We start from the raw sequence: 23,668 nt of genomic DNA on the forward strand, positions 1-23,668 counted from the left end.
AGGAGGAAGTAAGGGATGAATCCTATCGCTATCAAAAGAATCAATCGTGTGTTAGCCTATTTATGTCTAATTGTTGCTTCTGCATTTTTCATGATTCCGTTCATTTGGCTGCTTTCGACTTCTCTTAAACCACTCACACAAATCTTTACATTCCCACCAGAGTGGATCCCGCATCCCATTCTGTGGAGTAATTATTCCCGTGCCGTTGAGTATATCCCTTTCTGGACATATCTGAAAAACACAGCGATTATAACCATCGTTAGTACGCTTGGTGTGATCATATCCTGTCCCTTGGTTGCATATAGTTTTGCCAAGTTAGAGTACCGTGGGAGAGGTATACTTTTCTTTGTTACCCTCGCTGTTATGATGATTCCCGGACAGGTGACGATGATTCCTCTATTCCTGTTGTTTACTAAATTAGGTTGGGTAGGAACATCTCTTCCACTGATTGTACCCCAATTTTTTGGAGTGCCCATTTACATTTTTCTATTGCGGCAGTTTTTCATGGGACTGCCTGATGCCCTGCGCGAAGCGGCTCGCTTAGATGGCGCTAGTGAGTTCCGCATATATTTACAGATCATGTTTCCACTAGCCAAATCCGCCGTTTTAGCCGTGGCATTGTTTCAATTTATGGGGAGCTGGACTGATTTTATGGGCCCCTTGCTCTATTTAACCAATGAACCATCTTACACGGTTTCGCTCGGATTGCAGCAATTTCAGAGTCAAAAGGGATCCGAATGGGGTCTATTAATGGCCGTATCCACCTTGATGACATTACCTATTATTGTTTTGTTCTTTTTTCTTCAAAAGACGTTTATTAGCGGCATTACATTTAGCGGTATAAAAGGTTGAACATCATTTGTATGAATGAAGCTCCAGCGATGCGGAACCCCAGGGATGTCAGGACGGACCAAGGCAGAGATGGGATGCTGAATTTGATTAAACGTAAGCCGAATTCGCAGGATTTCCAAATCGGCGACCGCAATTTTTATGTAGATAACGATTGATAGGTCCGTTGGAAAAAAGTTAATAAGCAAATAGGCAGCGATGTGTAAAGCAGAAGCTGCCTTTTTGCGTACCAATGCATTCTGCATAACAATGAGGCTCGCGGGCAGATGGAACGTTAGTTTATAGCCTCTGTACCGACTCATAAGAAGCAACCTGTCGGAGATGGAGGATTAGCCCTCTCTTCGTCTAATAATATATATGGGAACATTAAGCGAATTCGTATATTTGCTCCTACGCAGGAAATGGGTGAATTTGTAGAAAAGACGTTATCTGAAATCCCCAAGAGTGAAAAAACATAAGGAGGTTAATTAACATGAAACAATTTCCAGTCATCTTTTCTTTCATATTTATTATTTTGGGAATTTGTATTATTACTATCTCAAAGATAATTGAAGAAGTGATTCCAAAGCTGGGATTTGCAGCATATCAGTCCGCAGCAGCCGGGTCTTATACTCCAGATAATTATCATGTGAACTTTGAGCTCAATTATTGGATCGGAGCTATATGTATTCTGAGTGGCATTGTTTATTTGATTAGTAAAACAAATTTTATTCAAAACTACATAAATGAAGTGAAGTTAAGAAACAAAAAATTTGACGAAAGAAATAAAAACAATCACGAATAAAAAAAAAATTAAAAATCGAAAAGGTATATGTTAGCGATTCAAGAATGAGCCATCAGATAACAATATATTCACGCTTCAGACCTAGCGGCCCTCGGCCCGGCAGATGGATTCGAAGAGGCAGGAGCTTGCCGGACTCATCTGACTACGTCGGATGTCGTGAATACAGGCACGTTATGTGGAACTCTTGAAATCCTGAAAAAACAATAAAGGGAGTGAGAAAGATTGATTAATAGCCAGGAAGTCATCAAACGTTTTTTAGAAGATGAGATTTCATCACAAGAACTTTATGAAGCTATATTTGATTTCATTGACTCCGTTCACATTCGTAACGGGGAGTTCGAGGGGAACTATTTCATCATTAAGAAGATGGATTTAACCAACTTTATTATCTATCCAGAGAATATCTATCCAGATGAAAACCATAGAGAAATTCCATATAGTATTTCAATTTATAAAGAGAACTTGCTTAAAGAAATAAATGAGCGGGCAAGAGACAATAAATACATATTAAAACGCAATAGATTGTAAGGAGGAGATGGGGCGTTTGGTTTTATCAATCGTCGCTATTTGATAGGGATATTCTAAACTAACAGTTAAGATGTGATGAAAACCTTAATTCAAATGGTACTTCTTCTCCAATATACGTTTGTTCCAACAGAGATCAATAATATGAACAATACAGAGATTCGTACATATTTCTTTTTGAATAAAGACATTATCTTATCCTCGCTCCGTTAGATTTGGTTTTCATTGTTCAGAGAGGAACCATTGGGGCTAGAACGGATAAGGATCAAGATTACGGAAGAATAGAGAGAGTGGTAATTTGGTTGAACAGAGAGAGGGAATGGTACAAATGGATCAACAGGAGTATGGGCGCTATTTGTTAGCATTGAGCGGAGAAGAAATAGAACCAGATGATGATATGGAGGTCGAAGCAGATCATCTCTACGGCTTTTTTCAAGGGTTCATGCCATCCGGAACAGGAGTGGAACGTGTGTTTGAGCCAATTCCGGACGACCAACGTTTTTTGGATAGAATACGTCCGATCTATGAGATGTTGAATCCTGAGGATTTTGCCGGCGATTATGTGCCAGGTTATTTCAACGGTGGAAATGAGGATGCTTCCGAAGGAACGTTGCGTGGTCTGGGGGAGGAGCTGATTAAAAGATTGAAGAGCTTGTTCTCCATAGTGCCCGAGAAAGATGTAGAGGCGGACTCAGCGAAGGAAGCAATCCGGGCTTTGGCATGTGTAAAGGAGGTCGTCGTATTGCCGCCGGGTGAAATTGGCAAGTTAGAGCAAAGACTAATTCAAGGAACGGATGAAGAAGATAGCGAGGTCGTTTACGAAGCGCTCGGAGAGCTCATCCGTTCACGTAGTGATTACAGCGAAAATATCGAGCTATTGAACGAAGCATACTATTCCATCGCTTGCGATTATTGGGTAGCCTATTATTTACAATGGCCCCGCTATCAAGATTTACAGGAGGCGCAAGACTGCCTGTATCCTTACTTTGAGCTATACCGTTATGGCTATAAACTACATTGGACTCAAAATAAGCTATTCATTGGCAGGCGTTAATAACCGCTACGATTGTTTTGACCAACTTGTAAAAAGGATACGAAGCAATAGGGAGGATGTTCGTTGTCAGTTAGAACACCATGGTATGAGCACAATTAAGTGTACAGGTCAGCTCGAATTCAGCAAAACAACAATGTGATCTGAAAGGTACTGCCAATTTTATAGATAAGGGTGATTAATGTGGAACGAGGACTCATTATATTTTTGAACGGAACGTCAAGTTCGGGGAAGACAAGCATCGCGATGGAAATGAAAAATCAGGGAGAGATACCATTTCATCATTTATCTGTAGATCAATTTCTCCATAATTATGATCATTTCATCGATACTACATATCCAGATATGAAACCAACAAGAGAAGTGGAACCCCATGTGATGACAGATATCCTGTTCGATCCGATTAGCTCGTTGTACTATGCAACCATTAAACTGTTTTCGGAGTTGGGTTTGAATGTCATCGTGGATACGGTCATCAGCAATGACAAGTGGTTTAACGGTTTTTATGATTTGCTTTTGGATTATCCGATATTGTTTGTAGGTGTACACTGTTCGAAAGAAGAACTCACTAGAAGAGAGCAAAGCAGGGGAGATCGAGCGATTGGACTCGCCCATTCCCAGTTCGACTACATATACTCCTATGATGAATATGATCTGGAAGTGAACACGGAAGAGCTTAGCTCAGCTGCATGTGCGGAAAAGATATTAAGTTATATAAATTCCGAGCAAGAATACTCGGCTTTTAAGAAATTAAGTAGAAGAGAGATTAGTGTTTCATAGAACATGGATGCCTCAGATCACACCCTACGCATAGAGACTATTGCCTATTTGATTCTGAGCCAGGTTAGAAATGAACTCATAGATATGACTTCTGTTACGTGGAAGAATCCCCACCTCGTCCTGCCTGTTGTCGATTCGCTTTAAATATTAAATAATCCTGTACGAATATATATAAATTTACAATTCAAAAGGCTTAATGGCCGTGGTGTAGAAGCTGCTAAATGAATCGACTCACCCCTAGATACACTTAGTCCAATCTATTGTTCCAAATTTATATGGCAAGCTTTTTACTATGGAGAGGGTTTTGAGATTTCTGATAAAGGTAAAATCGGTGATACTAATTTTTTGTAACTCCTTCAGCGTTTACTAAGTCTAACCATTTTGTTATACAACCTCTTTTAAAGCTGTACGCAACTAATTATGAATAAAAGCTACACAGAAACTCTGACTTTTCAAAAGTTAAAGAGTTTCTTTTCTTTAGAGATTAAAGTTGGTTTAATAGAATTAATGCCAATATTACCGTTAGGAGGTTTATATGAAAAAAACGGGAAGCATAAAAATGATTCTGAGTGGTGCTATAATTCTAGTCTTATTATTAATAGTCGGTTTTTATGTATTCTTACAGTTCAAATACAATTCTCTTGAAGCAAGCCTAAAAGAACACCTTATAAATGTCGAGGGATATAAAGAAGAAGAAATTGTTAGTATAGAAGCTAAGTTAAGCTCTATGCCTAAATATCCTGTATACGTTGTATTTTCAGATAAATATATCTTTACGGATGGAGATGGTGAGGTTCCGAAGTGGCATCAATTAGATCCTAAAACTCCTCAACGTTTAAAAAAAAGCGAAGAGTAATTATTCAGTTTGATTAAGCAACGGAAGGTTGTCTGATTCCTTATGGAATAGAGAAGAACCTTCCTTTTTTTATTTCAAATTCTCGGTGAAACGATAACTAGTTGAAATAGAGGGTAGTTTCCCGAATGCATGAAAGTGCTATTCTCAAAGAAGACTCTGGTCAATTCAATTAAAATGTCTCCTGTCACTATCAGCATAATTATTTTTTGTTCGCTAATTTATTATTCAAAACGTATCCGTATGAACTATTATATTCGTAGTTTCAGATACATCTTGAAATGATGGTAAGGAGGGCAACTCTATGAATCCAGAAGATCATATCCAACACATGTTGCAGGCGATCATTGAACAAACACAAACCATCATAAACGACACTCATAAACAATCCTTCGGTTCTTTGGAATATTTCCTGGGACATATTTTAGAGTATCGCGATGAAAAGTATTACCTGACAGACGAGTGGCATATCCCTACACCGCGCTGGTTAGGGGAGTATGGCAATACGCCGGAGGAAGAAGAGCTCCTTTCAGATATTTACCGACTGCAAGCGTATATTGCTGAAACATTAAAGGGCGGATAACAGGCTCATGATGTCGCATTATTCCGGCTCAAATGTCGCAAAAGTACATGGTAACGCGATGAGGAGATCGTTTATACTCTCTTTATGTTTCAATAATGAAAATCATTATCATTAAATACATAAGGGGGGATTCATCATGAAACAAGGAATTGGCTTCTTCGTACGAGTCGGACCAAGGCCCGGTGATATGCCATATGCGAGGTGAATATCAAGTGACTGAATCACCACAGCGTATCGCCGTGCTGGATGTTCAATATGCCGATCATTTGCTCGCGCTTGGATTGTCTCCAGCAGGAAGTGTAGGATCGGGAGGTGCGGTGGTCAATTTCCCTCAATATATCAGAGCAGGACTTCAGGGTACCGAATTACTCGGGACGTATGAGTACCCTAATCTGCTTGCGGTGGAACAATTATTACCGGATCTGATTATCTGCACTGAGGTGCATGATCAGCATCATGAACGGTTAAGTCGAATCGCTCCAGTGATTATATTCAAGCGTAATGAGAGCTGGCAGACCATCCTGAGTCTGTTCGGTGAACTGACTGGCAAGCGGGCAGAGGCCAAGCGAATACTTGCGGATTATCATCGACGTACTGCTTTGCTGTCCGAAGAACTGGCTCCGGTACTGGCAGGTAAGAGTGTGGCACTGATCCGTCCGCTGGATTCTCTCGTTGGGGTTCACTCTGCTGCTCATCGTACAGGTGCTGTGCTGTACCGTGATCTGGGTCTGCCTGTTCCATTATTTGTGGCGGACACTTCCGACACGGCCTATCATATCTCGGTTGATAGACTACCGGCAGTACAGGCCAGTCACTATTTTTTGCTTAGTAACGAAATGATGCAGGAGGGCATATCCGCGACAGAACAACGTGTCTGGGGGATGTTAGATACAGATGAGCGACAGCAAATACACTCGGTAGATGCCGCGACATGGATCGGTTGTTATGGGCCGACAGGTATCAATGGGATTGTGGATCAGATCGAGCAGGCGTTGTTGGGATGAGGGGGAGTTCTGCTGTAACTCCCTCTATTTTTGTATATTCAGAATTCATCGGATTAGTGGATAACTTCTTTAAACAGAGGTTTATCATATCTTAAGTACACAATCATTCTATTATGTAGATCGCATTTGTTTCTTTATTTTATTGTTGCGGGGAACGTTGACAGGAGTAATTGACGAAAGATACAATCCATATATTCCCTATAGTTTCAAAAGCGTTTATATCGATTGATGGTTTTGAAAATATACTTCAACTCTCTATTTGGAATTTGGTTTCTTGGATATTCCTTCAGGGAGCGATAGTGTCTTAATACTTAGAGGATCGTATTGCACGAAAACAAATACCTTCTTTTTCTTATCGCCTTCAATGTAGCCGTGGAGGCCTAACGACTTGCTTAGATCGGGAGGAGAAAATCTATACTCCGTAAAACGAACGGTTTCACCGTACTTTTCGAGAATATAATTTGCAGCGAACTTCTCGGCGGAGGATACAATCATCTTTTCCTCTTCGGAGGCACATGCTCCAAGCAAGAGAGATGAGATGATTAAGATTACAATCAGGAAGAAAGGTCTTTTCAAAAGGGACACCTCAACTTTCATAGACTGGTATTAATATACTATAAAGATTGAATTATCACTAGTTTACATAATCATATTGAAATGTTCAATTCAGGAGGTACTTATGCGGAACGATTACATTAGCGATGAGTTGTATAAGGAAATATCTGACCTTGCCTACCAGAAGAACGTTACTGCTGGAACATCACTTACGGAGGAGGGAGATTATGCACAATGGAAGGTCATTGAACCTGAAGGTGCCAAGCTCCACAATAAAGTGTCGGGTTTCGATTCCGTCATCCTCCACAACAATCAGACGAATCAGATTGTCATCGGTTACCGCGGAACAGAGCCAGATGGGAGCTGGCTTGGGAGAGCGGCCGATTACGAAACAGATGTGTTCGATGTTTTAGGTGGACGTACCAGAGAACTGGAGGATGCCGTAACTGACCCTAATCATCATAACATTTTCAAGAAAAGTTTTATTCAATCCATTAAGGACGATATCGATTGGGAGAACAACCAATTTCATCAGGCGGAAGTGCTTTATGAACAAGTCAAATCAAAATATCCTGACGCAAGTATCTCTCTTACGGGACATTCGCTTGGAGGTGGTTTAGCGCAATATGTGGCAGCGCGACAGGATTTGTCGGCCATGACATACAGTGCTCCGAGTGTAACCAATCTGCTGGACGATGCAAGCTTGGCGAAAGTGAACGAAGGTTACTATGATAAAAAAGTGGTGAACATCGTTCAGCCAAACGATTCAGTAGGTGCAGGAGGACTTTTTGAATATGACAGACATGTTGGCAGCACGTACTACAAAGGCCAGGATTTTGACTCGGCCAATGCGATGTACCAAAACTGGAGGCTGCAATTCCAGCTCATGGTGCCGATTCGTCCGATGGGGCCCAGCGGCCCGTTAGTCACATACAATTTCCCAATTGATATCGATCTGGACAAGTTTCAGGTCGGTAATATTGTTCGATTGATGGACTCGTTTTCCAAAAAAGAAGGCAAGGGATATCACTCGATGAACCAGTATCAGTTTGATGAACAGGGTAACTTGGTCGGTCCACTTATCGATCGCGCAACAGGAAAACAAATTGACATCTCACCACGCTGGAATGCTTATCAGGAATCACGGATGGCTTTGTCAAACCTCGTTGGCGGGTTGGTGGCCCCCTTGATTGCGGCTGCATCCAATGGAAAGTCAGGTCAAGGTGGTGGCACAATCCGACTAACGCCGGAGGAATTGGCACAGGCAGCCAAGGAAATGCGCTTTAGTCTGAGCGGGTTTTCCAATGATGCACAAGCTTCCATCCGAATGTTCGAGGCTTATACTTCCACAAGTGAAAGCCATTCCTTCACGTCAATTGCTTACGAAGCTACGGCGACACTGGAACGAATTAACCGTTGGTATCAGGAATCCATCAGCGAGATTGCCGAGTACATTGAACGCAAGCACGAAGATTTCGTTCAAGCAGACCAGTTCTTAACGGGAGGTATTTGACATGGGAAGAATATCGGTATCTTTATCCGATCTGAGAAGAGCCGTTCAGCAATGTGAGCAGTTGCAGGAGCGCTTAGTGCAGCAGGAGCAGAAGATGCGTTCAATACATAGTAGACTGGAGCAAGATTGGGCAGGAAATGCTGCCACAACGCTAGGATTAAAAATGCAATCTTTCCTGAACGGGACATCCAGCCGAATGGATGAATTGGAGGCGCATAAAGAAGCATTGCGCCGATACATTCACAGGATGGAGGAAGCTGACCGGGAGGACTTCAGAGACCGGAGGGAGCACAGCATGCTGAGCTGAGATATCCGAACAGTGGTATGCAGATTCTGCTGCAACAAAGATCGGCGCAGGGTTGTAATGAAGAAAGCCTGAATGTCAATCCACGAATTTATGACACTCAGATGATGTTGCGGATCGATCACAATGCTAGTGTGGGCGTTTGCTCCTTCGCATAGCGTCGGTACCTTGCCTTAGATATAGCGGTGGTAATTGTTGAAGCTATTGATGTGTTAAGTCGTAATGAGAAGGAACAGATCCTTTCTTAAAATTTTAAAAAAAAGAAACCGTTTCGTAGTAAATGGAAGTGAGAGCAACCATATACCAAAGGAGACGGTTTCTTTGTACATTTTACATACTCAAGTGAGGATACATTGGACTAGGTCGGGTGTTATGAATAATACAGGAATGATATATGAAGTAAGGGGTATATGTTAAAATGATAGAAAGTTGAACTAATTCAAATAACAGAAGGTATAACACATGAAATGGCAAGAGGTTAGAGAATTGTTCCCTGACCAATTTGTTCTGGGTTCTATCATTCATTATCATGAGGAAGATAACAAAAAAATTGTAGATGAAGTTGCACCAATTCGTACTGTATCAGAAAAAGATGCGAATAAAGAATTTTTTCGAGTAGAGCCTGGTAACTTTGTATATCATACTTCGAATCAAGACTTTGTGATTCATCTCCGTAAAGATCCATTAATGAGAGTGAGACGTAATACGAATGAAAATTAACTATGATGGACAAGGCTTCAATCATGTTGTTATAGGAAAACTGGAGATGGGTGGTAGACAGTCCTATGAACGAAAAAGCTAAAGGCAAATTAAAAAAGCAATTTCTATTCATCGTTCTATTTATTTTTATAATCGTAATTCAAGTAACTACCAATAACTTAGCATATCATCCTCCTGCATGGACAACTGCATTATCAACTTTTTGCTTTATTATATTTTGTATACTTGGCTTTGTAACATACCTTGATCTCAAGAAACAAGAGCAGGTCAATACAATTGGACAAATAGTTGTTGTGAAAAATAACATCGTAATAGTCAAAGGACTGGGACGATGTAATACCAAAATTAAAATAAATGATAGTCACATCGTGAATTTAATGCAGCCAAATGAACTTATTGAAATAACGAGATTAAAATATTCAAAAATGATAACGAAAATAGTATATAAAGACCAAGAGATCTATCCTTGAATTAGTAATTGAAGAAGTGTGATCCTTTACATAAAAATAGAGGATATATCTTCATACACCTCCAATGTAGAGGGAGAGAATGTAAATGAAAAACATAAATTCTCATAATTGCAACCTGAATATAAGGTATGATCTGCCTGATGAGGTATGGGATAAAGTTTCTAAAGTGTATGAGAGTATGCCAGGGTGGATCGGTTATAAAAGTGGAATTCCATATTGGTTTGGGTCTGAAGAGGATGATGTTTTTATTGAAGCATCCGTTGAGCCTAGTGGATTAGCATTTTATGCACAGATGAATAATGATGATTGGACTTCTTGGATAGAAACGTTCAAATTGGAAGCGTCAAAAATAGGTTTTGATGTTGGTGAACCTGAAGATGGATATATGTGATGAATGAAGGATATTTATAAGAAAGAATAATGTGAGTAAAGTCGTTCGTTCCAATGGATCATTTTATTGGTATGTTGATCCGGATGCTAACAACGCAGGAAAAATCACATTACATATCGTTTCTGAGGAGGAGAATTCGAAGGCTGGACAAAAGAATATATATGATACAGAAGAGCAGCATTAACACCAAAATGGACCGATGAGATCATCACGCCCAAATTAATAGGAAAAATGCTCCGACCTCTCTCCTGAATGGAGTGTAATTGCATTTGAGAATAACCTTGATTCATGCGGACTCTTTTGAAAACGCATACGTGAGAACAAGAGTATGTAATTAACATTTAAAATAAAAGGAGAGAAGCTAATGCAGATGAATCGTGGATATCACACTGTAAACAAAGTAATCGCTTGTGTTTTGTCATTCATATTTATCATTATGGCAATAGCAGTACCTGCCCTCGCTGATGAGAAACAGGTTGAGACTACACCATCCAGGATTCCTATATCCAAGTTAGAGGAAACGATTGATACTTATGTTGCCTCGTATGAGAAGTATACCGCTGCCGTTTCGGTTGTGGCTATTAAAGATGGCGAAACCATTGTGAATAAGGCATATGGTTACGCAGATATTGAGAATCAGCGAAAGGCGGATACCTCTACTGTTTTTGAATGGGCTTCCATCTCGAAACTGTTGGTCTATACGAGTGTGATGCAGCTTGTCGAACAAGGAAAGCTTGATTTGGAGAAGGATATCAAAGAATATCTGCCAGAGGGATTTTTCAAAAAGCTGAAATACGATGATCCAATTACCCTCTTGAACCTGATGCATCACAATGCGGGTTGGGAAGATCAAACAGTGACCGAAGTGTATTATTACGCCGAGAATGAAAATGTTGATTTAGGAGATACGCTGCGTAAAAATGAGCCGAAACAAATCTATAAACCGAATAGCATAGTGGGTTATTCGAACTACGGCGTTGGTTTAGCTGGTTACATCGTGGAAGAGATAAGTGGACAACCTTTTTATGAGTATGTCAATCAACATATATTTAAACCGCTTAATATGAACGACACTACGATTCATCCAACGGGGCAAGATCGTCCAGACATCGTGCAAAGAAGGAATGAGGTTGAAGGGTATACGAAAGATTTGAAACGGATCCCTGAGAACAGAGTATTCGTAACGTTCTATCCTACAGGGGCAGCGATGGGGACAGCAGAAGATTTAGGGAAATTCCTTACAGCGCTGATGCCTGTCGATGATAGCAATGTATTATTTGCTAAGAGGGATACGTTAGACGAAATGTTGTCAACAAGTCTATATTATGACGAGACTTCGATTCCTCGATTTGCGCACGGGTTCGCTGAAATGGAATACTGGGTACCTACACTGATGCATGAAGGGAATTTAAAAGGGTTTTCAAGTAAACTTGTCTTTGATCCAGAATCCAAATTTGGGATGGTGATCATGACAAACATTGCGTTCGAGGAGATTTATTATTATGGACTTATTAGCAAAATCTTCGGTAATAGTACATACGTTAATTCAGTCATTTCTGAAGGAGGATATTTTCAATCCGCACGACGGCCAGCCGCTAGATTTACTGATTTATTCAGGCAGCTTGATATAACCAAATTTTCAAAAGCTGAGTTAAGTAGTCTTTATAATGTTGTCGAGCATAATGGCGTTGTTGAGAAAATTTCCTACACTCCTTACATGGATTACTTACCTGTATCGAATTTGAAGGTGAACTTGATTGTAATATCTTTTATTCCTGTTGCGCTAGCCATCATTTTTAGCTTAGGTGCTTTGATCGTCAATTTGATCCGGATGCTCATTAACAAACTATATAAACGAGGAAATCCCCCAACCCATTTTGATAAATATGATCTTGCCATTAATTTCGCGGGTTCGGTACTTCCTCTTAACCTTTTAATCATACATACGAGACTTCCAAGTTATCCCGCTTATTCTTCGTTACGCATTAATTTAGGGTTTAACTTACTTTATGTAGTTCTGGCAGCGGCGTATCTTGGCTTGCTTAATTACAAACTCCGGAAGAACAGTTACAGCAAAAAGCAGAAGGTGATGTACATCATGTCTGGCATCTCGGCTTTCATCTTGGCTGCTTTTGTTTTGGGGTGGCATTTGTATGTTTAGAAGGTCAGAAGCTAAATGGATAACTTAAGCATATTGAGAGATGCCATGGTTAGACTTCGTAATCCCGATCTTAGGGTGCGAGATGTCAAAGGTTAGATCAGAGATAAGGAGGCCACAGAATGGAAACTAAAATGTTGTTTGGCGTGGGGTTAGTCTTCGATACACCGGAATTTGGAACCATCGTTATGGGGGCCAATGAAGAGTTGGATGAACTACTTCCGTCAACAATCAAAGAGATTATCGGCGACCAGATTATCATCAAAAAAATAGATGGTGAAGAGCAAGTATATAAAGTTGTTTCTTCTCAAATTAATCATTCTATAGCCGGCAAGAAGAATATCGGTATATGTTTGGGGAAAGGGATTTCCCCAGACGAAATATCTGCGGGTTCAATCGTCTACTGTAATTCATCAGGACGAATTGTTCAGTAGTGCAGGCTTGGGTAAAGATGCTATATGAAAGCATCGGAAGGTCATTTGATTCCCTATGGGATGAAGAAGGGCCTTCCTTTTTTTTCTTTTTCAAAGTCACGTAGAAGGTTCCAACAACCTCCAATAAAGCCTCCTCCTTTGATAAATGATGAAAACAAAGACGACATGAGGTTATTCCTAGAGTATTAAAGAATAATTCATCAGGATTTATAACACTACTTAGTGATAAGAATTCCGAACAACTGACTAACCCGCTTACGGGGAATTCAGTAAAAAGGTAAATAAAAAAGTCCTTTAGAGGGGCTTAGAGGGGCCGCTTGAAATAAAGCGCCGTCGGCAGACTTTCAATTCGCCTTTACCAAGCGCTAGATAATAAAACTCTTATGGGGCTGATGGAAGCTAGACGCCGTGGGGGTTGCAAATATTAATTTATATTGTACTTCTCCATTACTGAGGCACGAAATAATTCGTATTCTGATAACTCTTGAGAAGTGAAGGATTGAGACAACTTACTTTGATTAGTCTCTTCTAGGCTGAACTTCCCTAAGTTATCATTGATTAATCCATAATCACCAAAAGTGTTTTTCATTAAGAAAATCACACTTTTATCATCTTTCTGTAGTTCAACATAATGATCAGCTGTATATTTAACATCACCATCAAGACTGACTGGTTCAATGATTGTTAACTCTTTTTGATCTGAAGGGAAATCTTCTGGCTTTTTCAATATTTTTTCAATTTTCATATTGGTATTCGTGTGGAATGATTGCATTGTTCCGTCATCGAAAGCAGTTACCACATGTTCTCTATCTATAAATTCATCTGTAGCATATCCAATAACAACCAATTCAGCAAATTCATCTAGTTTATTAATTTCATTGAATGTTATGGAGTTGGCAGAAAGATTGACAACTTTATTAATTTGAGGATCTGGTTCCGAATCTCCATTTAAATATGCAATTGTACCAACAGAGATAACCAATAATAACAATACAGGGATTACTACATATTTCTTTTTTGTTAAAGACATGATCTCACCCTCTCAGTTATAAATTAATTTCCCCATTTAAGTCTAATTTCTTGGATATCATATGTTGTGGGACCGATTGCTTGAATTCCTGATTTCATTACAGAGTTAGAACCAGAGTCTGGGGTATGATCTAATCCTAATGCATGACCGAATTCATGAGTTGCATTGGAAATAATCTGAGGGGTTGTCATGTCAAATCTACTCATGTTGTTATGATACATTCTTATATTACTAAATGCCCAAGTATCACTGTTGTTAGCTTGAACATAGCCTCCTGAAATGCCTAACTTAAAAGGCTCTTGCAAGCCGATCCAAGTAGGATGGGCAGTCGTGCCAATATAATATTTATCGGGTGTTCCGGTCGAGGAGAGAACTCTAGTCAAGTTAACTTTTGTTGATGTATCATTCCATTTGAACCGAGCTTCATCTATTGCTGAAACATAGCCATATGACGATACAGAATCTGAATACCACACATTATATGTGGCACTTGTTCTACCACCTGAATATCTAACAGCGTCAGCATCGGATTGAAGCATACCTAGACTTAAAGGAAGAATGGCAAGACTTAGAATAATAATTTTTTTAAACGTTTTAGATGTTCTCATCAATAATGGCACCTTCCTATAGTAGATCTGTCCCAAAATTGTATGTATAGATTTTATATCCTCCTTTTATATAATTATTCCAATTTAGGGATCTGATATATTATAACTATATATGGAAGCGGATTCAATGTTAGGAATTAAAAATACAATAAGTGTGATTACTCCCTACACTATTGCGATTATCCAAGAGTTTACGAGCCTGTTTGATTCAGATGACGTTCAGATTTACCCCGGAGTTATGGGTTGAGAATACAGCAATGGAAAGCTAGTTGAGGAAACAACAACAAGTCTTGGGGCAAAGAACAGTTGCAGAAGGCGCTAAAGTTACGAGGATACAGCCGCAAAACGATTAGAGCGTATTGTTGTAATCAGGTCGAACGTTTTTCTGAGCAGTTTTCCAATTAAAAGTACGGAGATGACTACATCCAATGTTCAGACGTATTGAAAACACTCATCGTGAGACAGGGGAAGGGGCAAAAGAATCGGAGGACGCTTCTATCAAATCTCGTCTGGGATATCGTGCAGAAATGCATAGCTGAATATAGAGCCAATCGTTGGCTGATACGAAAAATATTCAGTGTATTCAAAGCCCACTGGATAGTATGAACATGGGAGATTAAGCATCCCAATAATTCTCCCTTTTTCACCAAATTTTTCTTCGCAAATATCACCTCATAGGTTATCATATACGTAGTTCAGATACTACCATGAATATGTGGTATTTACGAAGTACATAAATTAGATGTTATCTGTAATTGATGAAGGAGGATTTTTAAAGTGAATAATTTTAAATATTATAGATTTACAAATAATGATGAGAAATCAGATGACTCCACAGACCTTTCTAAACAATTGTATAAAGTAACAGGGCATCACGCGAATGATTATATAAATCCAGTAATAAATCCTGGAGGAGATTTATATACAATTTTATCAGATGAATCGGAGTTTAAAGGGAATTACGGAGTTTGCTTAGTTATGATGCCTTTTTTAGCTACTGATTTTTTGAACAGAATTGAAAAACAGCTTGAGGATTTAACGTTACAATTTGGAATTAAAAAAATTCACTTTACAGATATTTATGGTTCTAAACAACTTAAAAATAGAAGGGACGAATTTATTTCTAGTTATGCTGAAGTTGTGAATCAGATACCTAAGGTCGCATTATTTATTGGAAAGAATAAGGAAGAATTATTCACTGAAGTAAATGAGAAAGTGATGAGTAATGAAGAAATATACTTCACTTTATTTTGGAACAATTTTGAGAGAATAATAACTATTCCAAACACTCAGAACAATATTTATCATATATCTGTCGAACAAGAGTATTCTTTAGACGGGAAGATAGAAAATATTGCTGATGTTACTTTTAGAAAATTATATTCTGGAATTGAACAAATGTATCCGAAGTTTCCGAGCCAATATATTTCCATATGTAAGCATCCTCATTTTCATTCAAAAACTGCCTTGCTTTATAGCTCACTAGCTGATCTTGCTGCGTATGTTCCTAATAAAATTCAACAGAAAATCGACTCTGGCATTCCTAAGCAGAAAATAATAAAAAATTTTAAAAGTGAGTTGAACCTTATAAAAGTAGTTTTTCAAAATTATTCAGGAATAGGCAGTGAAGAGCTGGTACAGATTATTAATGAATCATAAAGCAGAAAGTGTTTCAGGAAGATATCAACTACAGATAACATAATATTCACGCTGCTGACATTCGTCCTTGGTCCGGCATTCGCCGGACACCCGACATACGTCGGGTCGTGAATACAGGAACGTTATAAGAAATTGCGCAAAAGATATATCGAATTAAAAGGAGATACCATGGCAGATGCACAGTGGCTAGGAAATGCAATTACGGCTTTAGCAACAATTTCTGCTTCAGCACTGACTTTTTATGGTGCGTATATGATTAGTAAAAACAATCAAAAAAATGATAATAGTAAATTTCAAAAACAAATTGAATGGGAAAGGGAAAAGCTAGAAAAGGAAGTTAACAGAAAAGAGTATATAGATAAGCTGAAAATTTATAATAAAGTTCTTAAAGTAGATGGAGAAGTTATGATTGTTACTTCATATCCAGAGGAATTTGATTTTAATAATTATCATGAGAAAGTAAGACCCCTATTATTCGAAGAATATCATTTGTTAGATCAAGATATCAAAGTTATAGTTAGAGAAATTGATGGGATTATTACTCTCAGTAATTTTTATGAAGAGGTTCAGAAAGAACATAATGAAAAACTAATGAAATTGTACTTTAAACTCATTGAAAAAATCGATAATCATTATAAAAGATAAGAAAATCATTTTAATCAAGTATGAAGAGTAATTCGGGGAAGGCGCAACATCTTATAACATTATATTCACGTTGCGGATCGGCTATCGCCGCTACTTGGTCCGTTAGAGGCTATTGGCAGAGAGGCTAATTCAACGGACACATCGATCTCCCTAATATAAGAGCTATCTAAGGGGGAACGATGTCGTGAATACAGGAACGTTATAAGAAATCGGCGTAAAGAGTAAACCCATAATTAATGCAAATACATAGGGAGTAAATCTATGAATTACAAATATAGTCTATTCGACGAGGATGGCAGTTTAATTATCGGACATTGCGATAATATTGCTGGATTATTAGAAACGAACATTAGTGAAACTGCGGATGAGGATTACTACGATCTCAGTTTTATTAATTTTCATTTCAGCGCTGACTTTAAACAGATTTGCTCAAACCGAAAGTATCCCATAAGTAATTTATACATACTTATTTTAGATCATTGTGGTAATAAGATAGGTAATTATTATTTTGTATTGAATACTCAGAAAGTATTTACCTCTTCAGATTTAAAAGATGGGCGAGATGTTAATATTGCTGGTTATCTTCCAATTGCTCTTTCTATGGAAATTCTAAGACTCTGGGATCTTGGTAGAGAGTTAAAACAAAAAAATATTTGGTCTCAATTTACTAACCACCAGCGCGAGATCTGGATGGAAATAATTAGAAATCGCAATAATTATTGTAAAATCTCCAGTAATATTCAGGACATAACTAATCAAACGTATTATGTTGATGGTCGACATATCACAGATAAGATTTCTTTTTATTTTGCGCTGGGTGAATCCATCAATGGCCCTGGAGGTTATTTCGGCGGATGTCTGGACAGCTTGTCAGATTGCTTGTGCGGAGGCTTTGGTGTGAAACCACCTTTTACGATTGAAATCAATGGATTTGCTGATAAATGCGAAATAATTGAAAATATTTTAGAAGTGCTTAACGAACATAATGTTACAATCAAACTTTAAAACTAAAAATGATTTTTTGAAAGTTAATCGAAGAAGACACCGACATCTTATAACATAATATTCACGCTGCGGCTCCGATGGAGCCTTGGTCTGCTTGAAGGAATGCGGAGAAGCATTTCAGCAGACAACCCCTGTGGGGTTCATGAATACAGAAACGTTATAAGAAATTGGGGCAAAGGATATAAAAACAACTCAAAGGAGTAATGTACATGGCGAAGACCTCTTTGGAAATGGTGGAAGAATTCAAAACCTTTATTGATTTTGTACAAGAGTTAAAGACTATAGATGAGGAACATTGGAACAGTCCCATTTCAGAAGGGAAAAGGTCATTGAAAGATGTTGTAAGTCATATCATGCTTTGGGACAAATATTTTTATGAGGAAGGCATAGAGAAGATTAAGCTTGGTCAATCCGTGACTGTAAGGCATTTGAACTTTGATGAATTCAACGCTAATGCAAGGGAATATGCAAAGACCCAAACAAGAGATTCTATCATTAACCAATTCATTGAACACAGAAACAAGATCATTGATGATATCACCGGATTACCAGAGGAAGATTATATAAAGGAATATAAAGACGGAGACAGAAAGAAGTTTTCGATTAGGGGATATTTAAGAGGATTTATTCCCCACGATAAACACCATAAAAAACAAATTGAAAAGTACGTAAAGTCAATACAGTAAAGTGTAAGCGAATTCAGGGATGGCCCCAACATCTTATAACACTGTGTTCCAGCTTCGCGTCTGTCGCCGCTCGGTCTGCCTGAAGGATATCAAGGAAGCAGATTCAGGCAGACACATCAATTCCCCTTAGATAAGAGCTATCTATGGGGAATTGATGTCAGGAACACAACAACGTTAAGTGAAATTCCAGTGAGAGCTATAGGCTTGTGAAATGGTATAATATAACCAACAAAACATAGGAGGGACAATGATGAAATGGCAAGAAGTTCAACAGATTTTTCCGAATCAATTCGTAAAATTCGAAGTTCTTCATTCTGAAGAAACAGACAATCAAGAGATTATTGATGATGTGGCCGTGATTGGCCCGATCAGTGATGAAGAAGCGACTCGCGAATTATTGAACAGTAGAGACAAGACTCTGGTTTACCATACTTCCAAAGATCAAATCGTTGTGAAGGTACGGAAAAATATAGGATTAAGGAGAAATCTTTAAATGAATATTGAATATAGAGATGGGCTGTTATTCACGGAAATAACAGTCCATTTTAATAAGCAGAAGAAAGTGATATCGAACATCGTGATCGATACAGGAGCCAGTCATAGCTTGATTTCACAAGATGAAGTGGATGAGATTGGGATACTAGTGAGTATGGACGATGAAATCATAACCAGCTACGGAATCGGAGGTAAAGAGCATGCCTTCAGTAAGCGAATCGACGGTATACAGGTAGGGGATTTCATTTTAAAGGATGTATACATAGATTTTACATCATTTAAATATCACAACATTAACGGACTTTTGGGACTCGATGTACTGACGGAAGGAGAATTTGATATTGATCTAAAGAAATTTAAATTACTTCGTTCATAAAAGATAAAAGACGTAAGAGATTGAGTGGTGATTCGAGGAAGACTGGAACATCACTTAACATCATATTCAAGCAGCGGCTCTTGTGGAGCCTTGGTCTGCGGATGGATTACGGGGAGGAATTTCAGCAGACAACCCCTAGCGGGGTTCGTGAATACAACAACGTTATACGACAGAACTTAAATCATATTTTCAAAAACTCAAAAGAAGGTGAGTTAAATGAGGCAAGGCGCTATGTTTGATTCAGAAAGAAAATATAGATACTTATTGACTAGAGAATGGGATCTTACGCTACCTAAGTTATTATACATAATGTTAAATCCCAGTACAGCGAATGAAAGCTCAGAGGATCAGACTTCAAGACAATGTCTATACTTTGCAAACAAATTTCAATATGGATCACTTGAAGTAGTCAATCTCTATAGTTTGATATCAACCGATCCAAAAAGGCTAAAAGAATCATTAATAGACCCTGTAGGGCTTGAAACCGACAAGTACATTATAGAAGCAGCATTAAGAGCCGATAGAGTGGTCATAGCATGGGGCGAAAAACATTTCTTTAACAAAAGAGACAAAAAAGTAATGGAATTATTGAGGAATGAAGGAATTGATCTATTTTGCTTAAAGAAGGCTAAGTCTGGCCACCCTAGACATCCATCAAGACTTGGACACGACATAGATGAACTGATTTATTTCAGATGATTATTCAGGTAGTAAATTCCGTCGTATAACATAATATTCACGTATTGGGCATACGCCCTCTGTCAGGCATGACGAATCTCGGGAAGCAGAGTCAGCCTGACACCTTGGCATTCGCCAAGGTCGTGAATACAGTAACGATATCCGAAAGAACCGAGAGAAAGATTTCATGTTATGGAGGTATAATATGTCAAGTTATCAAAAAGGTAAAGAATTTGAGGAGTTTATTCATTATGTATATTCAAACTTAATTAAATTAAATGATAGTAAAGCTAGAATTTCTAAACGAACAACTTTAGTAGGAAGATCCAATTCAACAAGTGAATTTGATATTTACTATGAATTTCAGCATTTAAATATTCTGCACAAAGTTGCTATTGAGTGCAAAAATCACGTTAATCCAGTATCAGTAAAAGAAGTTAGAGATTTCGTGTATAAGGTAAATGATGTAGGTAATGTAGTAGGTGTAATGATTTCTAAAGCTGGATATCAAGAAGGAGCAAAAAATGTTGCACACCATGATCATATCAAGCTTATGACAATCAATGACTTACCCTCCTTCTCTCAAATTGTTGGTATGAAGATCAGTAAATTATTTCTACCTGATCAAGATGTAATAGGTGCTCCTTTTTGGATCATTATGGAGAAATTTGGGGATTTCGAAGTGAATGGTAATTATATGACTTTCCCTAATAATAGTGAATATAATTACAAATTTCTTATACCATTATTTTTTTCGAAAGTAGTTGCTGAAAAATTCAATGAGGTTTCTTTTGAAGGTAGTGGTGTAGTAAGAGGCGTGAATCAGATGCAATTATATGCACTTTACAACTTTTCAAAACTCCATAATTTTGGATTTATAGAATTGTTATTGGAGCCGGAGGGAAATAGGCAAGCACTTAGCTTTATGCTACATCCTGAAGAATTAAAAAGGAAATATTATTTGGGAGAAGATTAATAGCTTTGACTGATATGAGTTTTAGTATTTCGGGGAAGTCAGTTCCATCGGATAACATGATATTCACGCTGCGGGCATACGTCCTCGGTCCGGCATACGCCGGACACTCAGCATACGCTGAGTCGTGAATACAGGAACGTTATATGAAATCTTACTAAGTGCTAAAAGAAATTAAATAGATTGGGGAGATAAAGATGAGTGTGACACAATGGGTTATTGAAATGTATACAAAAGAAGAACAAGATTTAAACTTAGAATCGGCAAAAAATTTTTCTTTTGTTTGGTCTTTGTTCGAACACATGTCAAAAGGAGCTATTTTTCAAGGAGATAATTTACCAGCCTCTGAATTTTTAGCTTGGATAAATTCTTTGCAGATCCAGTATGAGAATGGGAATTTGACTATTATTAATACTGAAGCTAGAAAAGATATCTCAGGAGACTTAGTGAGTAATATTTATAAATCTTTCAATCATTTTTATCAAAAGTACGAAAATGATAGCGAAGGGTTTATTGAACTACTATATGCTCAAAGTATAACACCAGTTATAAAGGAAAAAGAACGTTTTATAGCTTTTATGCAAGTCTGTGATAAGAGTAAAATGCAAGATAAAATTTACTTTTTATTTTTTATAGCAAAAAGGATGAGAAACAAATTTTTTCATGGAATTAAAAGTATTGGAGAGGTTTCAAGAGATCATAAAGAATTTGAAAGAATCAGTGAATATCTTATTTCTATTATTTCTCTTTTTGAAGATTATCATTAAAGTCAAATAATTTTATAAGACTTCATATAACAAAATATTCACGCTGCGGACATTCGCCCGTGGCCCGGCATCTGCCGGACACCCAGCATACGCTGGGTCGTGAATAAAAGAACGTTAGGTGAAATACTATAATAATTTGGAGGTCAAAATTTAAAATGCTGAAACTAAAAGAAGAATCTCTCAATTGGTCCTTGAAGCATATTAATAAATACGGGGATTCTTACGTTTTTCCAAAGCTTTTTGAATTTGAAGCAATTAATGAGAATTGGGATGATGTGAAAAATCATCTATTAACAACTGATGTATACTCTAATGGAGTTAGACCATATAGAACTACTATCACACCAAAGAGTAATGTCGGGTTTAGAATATGTACTCAATTAGATCCCTTAGATTCAATAGTATATAACGCATTGATTTATGAAATATACGAAGAAATAGAAAACAAAAGAATACCAACAGTACATGATGTTGTGTATTCATTCAGGCTAAATCCTGAAAGTGATGGTACCCTGTTTGATCCTAAATACAATTGGAAGGAATTCGAAGATAAAACAAGAGATTTGTTAGAATCTGAAGAGTATTCGTATGTTGTGATGACAGACATTACGGACTTTTACCCAAGTATATATTTACATAATATTGAGACCCATCTGCGCGAATGTGTAAGGTTAAGTGGAAAGAATGCTCATGCTGAGACTTTGATTAATATAATTAAAGCTATGCACATCAGTCAGACTCATAAAGGACTTCCAATTGGTCCTCAGTTTAGTCGCCCAATAGCGGAGCTTATACTAAATGAGATCGATATGATACTTATTGAAAATGATATTATGTTTATTAGATATGTCGATGATTATCGGCTTTTTTGTAAATCTGAAAATGATGCCTATAAATCTTTAGCATTCTTAGCACAAAAGTTATATGATATTTTGAATTTAAAATTAAATGAACAAAAAACTAAAATTTTGACTACTGAAAGCTTTATTTCTAAGCACCTTTATTTATATAAGGATAGAGAAAAAGATAGGGTAATTGAAGAGTTCTATGAGTTATTAGATAAACTGGGGTTTAGTAGAGATTTCTATGGGGAAATTGATCTTTCCTTATTGGGAGATGAAGAAATAAAAAAACTCCATGAGTTAAACATATTTGAATTACTAGAAGAAGAACTTGATAAAGATGAGTTTGATATAGGCTTTGCTAAATTTCTAATCGGAAATTTAGCGCGTTTTGATAATACTGAAGTAGCAGAATTGATATTGACAGAAGAAAATATGAGAAAGTTGTTTCCTATTATTAAAACTATTATTAATCATCTTGAACTAGTTAGATCTTATAGTGAAGAACAAAAGCATGAAATAGGAAATAAAGTGTTAAGCTTACTTCAAAGTAGCTTTATGAGTGAGTTAGAATTCAATAGATCTTGGTTATTGCATCTATTTTCTAATAATGATGAATGGAACAATAAACATTTTTTTTCAGAATTAATAAAGAAATATCATGATAACTTCACAGTGAGAGAGCTGATCCTGGATTTAGGAAGATCAAAAAATCATAGATATTTTAGAGAAAACAAATTTAGTATTATTTCTGATCCTTGGGTCAGGAGAGCTTTTCTAGTAGCAATAAGTTGCCTACCAAAGGATGAACGAAATCCCTATTATAAATCAAGAGGTTTAACTCAAAGAGATCTATTAGAGCAAGTAATAGAGAAATGGGCGCAGAAAAACTCCTTCTAGAATGTCTAGAAAGCATAGTACTTCACCTAA

The 23,668-nt window shown here is 37.6% G+C and carries 29 protein-coding genes; 25 read left to right on the plus strand and 4 right to left on the minus strand.

Going from position 1 to position 23,668, the window contains the following annotated elements:
• Positions 1–15: 15 nt before the first annotated feature.
• Entirely contained in the window at positions 16–852 is an 837-nt protein-coding gene (locus tag P5G61_RS05350; protein ID WP_301245137.1) for a carbohydrate ABC transporter permease, read from the plus strand.
• On the opposite strand, the gene P5G61_RS05355 is transcribed toward P5G61_RS05350, so the two are convergent.
• On the minus strand, positions 804–1,151 hold the full coding sequence (locus tag P5G61_RS05355; RefSeq protein WP_301245139.1) for a hypothetical protein: 348 nt from the start codon (positions 1,149–1,151) through the stop codon (positions 804–806). The genes P5G61_RS05350 and P5G61_RS05355 overlap by 49 nt on opposite strands.
• A gap of 170 nt (positions 1,152–1,321) precedes the next feature.
• On the opposite strand from P5G61_RS05355, the gene P5G61_RS05360 reads away from it, so the two are divergent.
• The 7 genes from P5G61_RS05360 (at position 1,322) to P5G61_RS05390 (ending at position 6,429) form a co-directional block, all read left to right on the plus strand.
• Positions 1,322–1,633, plus strand: a complete 312-nt coding sequence (locus P5G61_RS05360; RefSeq protein WP_024633877.1) for a hypothetical protein — start codon at positions 1,322–1,324, stop codon at positions 1,631–1,633.
• A 222-nt stretch (positions 1,634–1,855) separates the two neighbouring features.
• Positions 1,856–2,161 (plus strand): hypothetical protein, encoded by a 306-nt coding sequence (locus P5G61_RS05365; protein ID WP_301245143.1) that lies wholly within the window; start codon positions 1,856–1,858, stop codon positions 2,159–2,161.
• Positions 2,162–2,486: 325 nt separating this feature from the next.
• On the plus strand, positions 2,487–3,212 hold the full coding sequence (locus P5G61_RS05370) for a hypothetical protein (protein WP_301245145.1): 726 nt from the start codon (positions 2,487–2,489) through the stop codon (positions 3,210–3,212).
• Positions 3,213–3,392: 180 nt separating this feature from the next.
• Entirely contained in the window at positions 3,393–3,989 is a 597-nt protein-coding gene (locus P5G61_RS05375; protein WP_301245268.1) for a chloramphenicol phosphotransferase CPT family protein, read from the plus strand.
• A gap of 535 nt (positions 3,990–4,524) precedes the next feature.
• Complete coding sequence (locus P5G61_RS05380) at positions 4,525–4,845, plus strand: hypothetical protein (RefSeq protein ID WP_301245147.1); 321 nt, start codon at positions 4,525–4,527, stop codon at positions 4,843–4,845.
• 301 nt (positions 4,846–5,146) lie between these two features.
• Positions 5,147–5,425 carry a hypothetical protein gene (locus P5G61_RS05385; protein ID WP_301245149.1) on the plus strand — a complete coding sequence of 93 codons (279 nt, stop codon included), beginning with the start codon at positions 5,147–5,149 and terminating at the stop codon, positions 5,423–5,425.
• A gap of 212 nt (positions 5,426–5,637) precedes the next feature.
• Entirely contained in the window at positions 5,638–6,429 is a 792-nt protein-coding gene (locus P5G61_RS05390) for an ABC transporter substrate-binding protein (protein ID WP_301245151.1), read from the plus strand.
• Between the two features lie 255 nt (positions 6,430–6,684).
• Here P5G61_RS05390 and P5G61_RS05395 read toward each other — a convergent pair whose 3' ends face one another.
• On the minus strand, positions 6,685–7,026 hold the full coding sequence (locus P5G61_RS05395) for a hypothetical protein (protein WP_301245153.1): 342 nt from the start codon (positions 7,024–7,026) through the stop codon (positions 6,685–6,687).
• Between the two features lie 82 nt (positions 7,027–7,108).
• Between P5G61_RS05395 and P5G61_RS05400 the strand changes: the two genes are divergently transcribed.
• From P5G61_RS05400 to P5G61_RS05430, 7 genes are all read left to right on the plus strand, one after another.
• Entirely contained in the window at positions 7,109–8,497 is a 1,389-nt protein-coding gene (locus P5G61_RS05400) for a lipase family protein (RefSeq protein ID WP_301245155.1), read from the plus strand.
• Between the two features lies 1 nt (position 8,498).
• Positions 8,499–8,804 (plus strand): WXG100 family type VII secretion target, encoded by a 306-nt coding sequence (locus P5G61_RS05405; protein ID WP_301245157.1) that lies wholly within the window; start codon positions 8,499–8,501, stop codon positions 8,802–8,804.
• 459 nt (positions 8,805–9,263) lie between these two features.
• Positions 9,264–9,521, plus strand: coding sequence for a hypothetical protein (locus P5G61_RS05410; protein ID WP_301245159.1), 258 nt, complete (start codon positions 9,264–9,266; stop codon positions 9,519–9,521).
• Between the two features lie 65 nt (positions 9,522–9,586).
• Positions 9,587–9,991, plus strand: coding sequence for a hypothetical protein (locus tag P5G61_RS05415; RefSeq protein ID WP_301245161.1), 405 nt, complete (start codon positions 9,587–9,589; stop codon positions 9,989–9,991).
• Between the two features lie 85 nt (positions 9,992–10,076).
• Positions 10,077–10,382 carry a hypothetical protein gene (locus tag P5G61_RS05420; protein WP_301245163.1) on the plus strand — a complete coding sequence of 102 codons (306 nt, stop codon included), beginning with the start codon at positions 10,077–10,079 and terminating at the stop codon, positions 10,380–10,382.
• 364 nt (positions 10,383–10,746) lie between these two features.
• Positions 10,747–12,543, plus strand: a complete 1,797-nt coding sequence (locus P5G61_RS05425; RefSeq protein WP_301245165.1) for a serine hydrolase domain-containing protein — start codon at positions 10,747–10,749, stop codon at positions 12,541–12,543.
• A 119-nt stretch (positions 12,544–12,662) separates the two neighbouring features.
• Positions 12,663–12,974 carry a hypothetical protein gene (locus P5G61_RS05430; protein WP_301245167.1) on the plus strand — a complete coding sequence of 104 codons (312 nt, stop codon included), beginning with the start codon at positions 12,663–12,665 and terminating at the stop codon, positions 12,972–12,974.
• A 424-nt stretch (positions 12,975–13,398) separates the two neighbouring features.
• On the opposite strand, the gene P5G61_RS05435 is transcribed toward P5G61_RS05430, so the two are convergent.
• On the minus strand, positions 13,399–14,004 hold the full coding sequence (locus tag P5G61_RS05435) for a hypothetical protein (RefSeq protein ID WP_301245169.1): 606 nt from the start codon (positions 14,002–14,004) through the stop codon (positions 13,399–13,401).
• Between the two features lie 23 nt (positions 14,005–14,027).
• The gene (locus P5G61_RS05440; RefSeq protein ID WP_301245171.1) at positions 14,028–14,612 is read right to left on the minus strand and encodes a matrixin family metalloprotease; all 585 of its coding nucleotides are present in this window, start codon (positions 14,610–14,612) and stop codon (positions 14,028–14,030) included.
• A gap of 777 nt (positions 14,613–15,389) precedes the next feature.
• Between P5G61_RS05440 and P5G61_RS05445 the strand changes: the two genes are divergently transcribed.
• From P5G61_RS05445 to P5G61_RS05490, 10 genes are all read left to right on the plus strand, one after another.
• Entirely contained in the window at positions 15,390–16,271 is an 882-nt protein-coding gene (locus tag P5G61_RS05445; protein WP_301245173.1) for a hypothetical protein, read from the plus strand.
• A 168-nt stretch (positions 16,272–16,439) separates the two neighbouring features.
• Entirely contained in the window at positions 16,440–16,916 is a 477-nt protein-coding gene (locus P5G61_RS05450) for a hypothetical protein (protein WP_285075061.1), read from the plus strand.
• Between the two features lie 261 nt (positions 16,917–17,177).
• Positions 17,178–17,921 carry a barstar family protein gene (locus P5G61_RS05455; protein WP_285075060.1) on the plus strand — a complete coding sequence of 248 codons (744 nt, stop codon included), beginning with the start codon at positions 17,178–17,180 and terminating at the stop codon, positions 17,919–17,921.
• A gap of 209 nt (positions 17,922–18,130) precedes the next feature.
• Positions 18,131–18,607 carry a DinB family protein gene (locus P5G61_RS05460; protein ID WP_301245175.1) on the plus strand — a complete coding sequence of 159 codons (477 nt, stop codon included), beginning with the start codon at positions 18,131–18,133 and terminating at the stop codon, positions 18,605–18,607.
• Between the two features lie 250 nt (positions 18,608–18,857).
• Positions 18,858–19,100 (plus strand): hypothetical protein, encoded by a 243-nt coding sequence (locus P5G61_RS05465; RefSeq protein WP_062326752.1) that lies wholly within the window; start codon positions 18,858–18,860, stop codon positions 19,098–19,100.
• Entirely contained in the window at positions 19,101–19,478 is a 378-nt protein-coding gene (locus P5G61_RS05470; RefSeq protein WP_301245179.1) for a retropepsin-like aspartic protease, read from the plus strand.
• A gap of 231 nt (positions 19,479–19,709) precedes the next feature.
• Positions 19,710–20,177, plus strand: coding sequence for a DUF1643 domain-containing protein (locus P5G61_RS05475; protein ID WP_301245181.1), 468 nt, complete (start codon positions 19,710–19,712; stop codon positions 20,175–20,177).
• A 184-nt stretch (positions 20,178–20,361) separates the two neighbouring features.
• Entirely contained in the window at positions 20,362–21,132 is a 771-nt protein-coding gene (locus tag P5G61_RS05480) for a restriction endonuclease (RefSeq protein ID WP_301245183.1), read from the plus strand.
• A gap of 194 nt (positions 21,133–21,326) precedes the next feature.
• Complete coding sequence (locus P5G61_RS05485; protein WP_105597805.1) at positions 21,327–21,896, plus strand: hypothetical protein; 570 nt, start codon at positions 21,327–21,329, stop codon at positions 21,894–21,896.
• A gap of 155 nt (positions 21,897–22,051) precedes the next feature.
• A complete protein-coding gene (locus P5G61_RS05490) occupies positions 22,052–23,638 on the plus strand; it encodes an RNA-directed DNA polymerase (RefSeq protein WP_301245189.1) in 1,587 nt (528 codons plus the stop codon).
• Positions 23,639–23,668 lie beyond the last annotated feature (30 nt).

Origin of the sequence: Paenibacillus vandeheii, from assembly GCF_030433635.1 — a bacterium.
Taxonomy (GTDB): Bacteria; Bacillota; Bacilli; order Paenibacillales; family Paenibacillaceae; genus Paenibacillus; species Paenibacillus vandeheii.

Coding starts and splice junctions, on each gene's coding strand:
- P5G61_RS05435 (WP_301245169.1), bottom strand. CDS start 14,004: ATGTCTTTAACAAAAAAGAAATATGTAGTAATCCCTGTATTGTTATTA.
- P5G61_RS05490 (WP_301245189.1), top strand. CDS start 22,052: ATGCTGAAACTAAAAGAAGAATCTCTCAATTGGTCCTTGAAGCATATT.
- P5G61_RS05485 (WP_105597805.1), top strand. CDS start 21,327: ATGAGTGTGACACAATGGGTTATTGAAATGTATACAAAAGAAGAACAA.
- P5G61_RS05350 (WP_301245137.1), top strand. CDS start 16: ATGAATCCTATCGCTATCAAAAGAATCAATCGTGTGTTAGCCTATTTA.
- P5G61_RS05450 (WP_285075061.1), top strand. CDS start 16,440: ATGGCAGATGCACAGTGGCTAGGAAATGCAATTACGGCTTTAGCAACA.
- P5G61_RS05425 (WP_301245165.1), top strand. CDS start 10,747: ATGCAGATGAATCGTGGATATCACACTGTAAACAAAGTAATCGCTTGT.
- P5G61_RS05465 (WP_062326752.1), top strand. CDS start 18,858: ATGAAATGGCAAGAAGTTCAACAGATTTTTCCGAATCAATTCGTAAAA.
- P5G61_RS05355 (WP_301245139.1), bottom strand. CDS start 1,151: ATGAGTCGGTACAGAGGCTATAAACTAACGTTCCATCTGCCCGCGAGC.
- P5G61_RS05405 (WP_301245157.1), top strand. CDS start 8,499: ATGGGAAGAATATCGGTATCTTTATCCGATCTGAGAAGAGCCGTTCAG.
- P5G61_RS05430 (WP_301245167.1), top strand. CDS start 12,663: ATGGAAACTAAAATGTTGTTTGGCGTGGGGTTAGTCTTCGATACACCG.
- P5G61_RS05440 (WP_301245171.1), bottom strand. CDS start 14,612: ATGAGAACATCTAAAACGTTTAAAAAAATTATTATTCTAAGTCTTGCC.
- P5G61_RS05415 (WP_301245161.1), top strand. CDS start 9,587: ATGAACGAAAAAGCTAAAGGCAAATTAAAAAAGCAATTTCTATTCATC.
- P5G61_RS05460 (WP_301245175.1), top strand. CDS start 18,131: ATGGCGAAGACCTCTTTGGAAATGGTGGAAGAATTCAAAACCTTTATT.
- P5G61_RS05470 (WP_301245179.1), top strand. CDS start 19,101: ATGAATATTGAATATAGAGATGGGCTGTTATTCACGGAAATAACAGTC.
- P5G61_RS05480 (WP_301245183.1), top strand. CDS start 20,362: ATGTCAAGTTATCAAAAAGGTAAAGAATTTGAGGAGTTTATTCATTAT.
- P5G61_RS05370 (WP_301245145.1), top strand. CDS start 2,487: ATGGATCAACAGGAGTATGGGCGCTATTTGTTAGCATTGAGCGGAGAA.
- P5G61_RS05455 (WP_285075060.1), top strand. CDS start 17,178: ATGAATTACAAATATAGTCTATTCGACGAGGATGGCAGTTTAATTATC.
- P5G61_RS05385 (WP_301245149.1), top strand. CDS start 5,147: ATGAATCCAGAAGATCATATCCAACACATGTTGCAGGCGATCATTGAA.
- P5G61_RS05420 (WP_301245163.1), top strand. CDS start 10,077: ATGAAAAACATAAATTCTCATAATTGCAACCTGAATATAAGGTATGAT.
- P5G61_RS05410 (WP_301245159.1), top strand. CDS start 9,264: ATGAAATGGCAAGAGGTTAGAGAATTGTTCCCTGACCAATTTGTTCTG.
- P5G61_RS05360 (WP_024633877.1), top strand. CDS start 1,322: ATGAAACAATTTCCAGTCATCTTTTCTTTCATATTTATTATTTTGGGA.
- P5G61_RS05395 (WP_301245153.1), bottom strand. CDS start 7,026: ATGAAAGTTGAGGTGTCCCTTTTGAAAAGACCTTTCTTCCTGATTGTA.
- P5G61_RS05400 (WP_301245155.1), top strand. CDS start 7,109: ATGCGGAACGATTACATTAGCGATGAGTTGTATAAGGAAATATCTGAC.
- P5G61_RS05475 (WP_301245181.1), top strand. CDS start 19,710: ATGTTTGATTCAGAAAGAAAATATAGATACTTATTGACTAGAGAATGG.
- P5G61_RS05380 (WP_301245147.1), top strand. CDS start 4,525: ATGAAAAAAACGGGAAGCATAAAAATGATTCTGAGTGGTGCTATAATT.